The sequence below is a fragment of the Azospirillum sp. genome, assembly GCF_050789165.1.
Map to the genome: position 1 here is coordinate 1 of NZ_JBOZRT010000002.1, position 1,677 is coordinate 1,677.

General features: G+C 69.9%; 3 protein-coding genes. All 3 read right to left on the reverse strand.

Features of this window, described 5'->3' with window-relative positions; genetic code table 11:
• Window positions 1-158 precede the first annotated feature (158 nt).
• The gene (gene trmD, locus ACRWK7_RS00075) at window positions 159-911 is read right to left on the reverse strand and encodes a tRNA (guanosine(37)-N1)-methyltransferase TrmD (RefSeq protein WP_431854119.1); all 753 of its coding nucleotides are present in this window, start codon (window positions 909-911) and stop codon (window positions 159-161) included.
• Between the two features lie 9 nt (window positions 912-920).
• Window positions 921-1,487, reverse strand: coding sequence for a ribosome maturation factor RimM (rimM, locus tag ACRWK7_RS00080; RefSeq protein ID WP_431854120.1), 567 nt, complete (start codon window positions 1,485-1,487; stop codon window positions 921-923).
• Between the two features lie 5 nt (window positions 1,488-1,492).
• On the reverse strand, window positions 1,493-1,677 hold a 185-nt coding region (locus tag ACRWK7_RS00085; protein ID WP_431854121.1), incomplete at its 5' end, for a 30S ribosomal protein S16.

Consider the following 1,677-nt stretch of genomic DNA (forward strand, 5'->3'; position numbering starts at 1 on the left):
CTTGCCCAGGCGGGCAATTTCTTCCTGCTCGAGGGTCTGGATCAGATTCATGGGTTACCTTGCATTGATCGTGCCCGCGCTACACGAGGGGCGGCGTTCAGGCTCGAAAGCTGGCCGCGGCCGGGCAGAGGATCGGAAAAGCCTGCCATTATAGCGTGTCAGCACAACTGCGCCAGCACCGCCTCATCGGCCTTGGTCAGGCGCCCGGCGGCGCGGGCGGCGGCGATCAGGTCGGGCCGCTCGCGGGCCGTGATCTCCAGGCGGCGGTCGCGCCGCCAGCGCTCGATCTGGGCATGGTGGCCCGAGAGCAGTTCCGGCGGCACCCGCCGCCCTTCCCACTCCTCGGGCCGCGTGTAGTGCGGGCAGTCCAGCAGTCCGTCCAGCGCCGGATTGAAGCTGTCGAACTGGTGGCTGTCCTCGTCGCCGAGCACGCCCGGCTGGAGCCTGGCGACGGCATCGAGCAGCGCCATGGCGGCGATCTCGCCGCCGGAGAGCACGAAGTCGCCGAGGCTGAGCTGCAGGTCGACATGGCGGTCGATGAAGCGCTGGTCGATGCCTTCGTAGCGGCCGCACAGCAGGATCGCGCCCTCGCCGGCCGACCAGCCCTCGACGCCGGCGTGATCCAGCTTGCGGCCGACCGGCGAAAACAGGACGACCGGCACCTGGTCCGGCCGGTCCGCCCGGATCGCCTCCAGGCAGCGCGCCAGCGGCGCCGGCATCATCACCATCCCGGGACCGCCGCCGAACGGGCGGTCGTCCACGCGCCGGTAATTGCCTTCGGCAAAATCGCGCGGATTCCACAATCGCACCTGCACCTGCCCCGATTCGTAGGCGCGGCGCGTGACGCCGCATTCGAGGAACGGCCCGAACAGTTCCGGAAAGAGGGTGACGACGTCGAAACGCATGGCCATGGGGCCGGTTCAGTAGTCCGGCTGCCAGTCCACGATGATGCGCCTGGCCGCCAGGTCCACACTGTCGACGTAGGCCGAAACGAACGGGATCATCCGCTCGGCCGGCTGGCCGTCCGCCTGGTATTCGATCACCAGCACGGTCTGCGGCCCGGTGGAGAGCAGGTCCCTGACCTGGCCGAGCGCGACGCCCTCCCGGTTGACGACCTCCAGGCCGATCAGGTCGACCCAGTAGTACTCGTCCTCGCCGGGCGTGGGAAAGCTCGACCGGGCCACGAAGACCCGGGCGCCCTTCAGTGCTTCGGCGCCGGTGCGGTCGTCGACCTCCTGGGCCGTGGCAACCACGCTGTCCGAGTGCTCCTTGGCCTCGCGGATGCGCAGCAGGACCGGCCCCGTGAAGGCCTTCGGCCCGCGCTCGGACGGCAGCAGGTACCAGCGCCTGGAAGAAAAAAGCGCTTCCGGGGAAGCGCTGTGGGGCAGGACCTTGAACCAGCCCTTGATGCCCCAGGCATCGGCGATGCGCCCGACTTCGACGGCGTCCGCGGGCAGTTCCGCGGGCTCGAGCCCGGGCGTCGCCATCGACCTCAGGCGGCCGCGGGAGCGGGGGCCGGAGCGGCGGCGGCCTTGGTCGCGGCCTGCTTGATCAGGCGCTCCACCGTGGGCGACGCCTGCGCGCCCACGCCGCGCCAGTACGTCAGGCGGTCCTGGGCGATGCGGATGCTTTCCTCGTTGTCCTTGGCGATCGGGTTGTAGAAGCCGATGCGCTCGA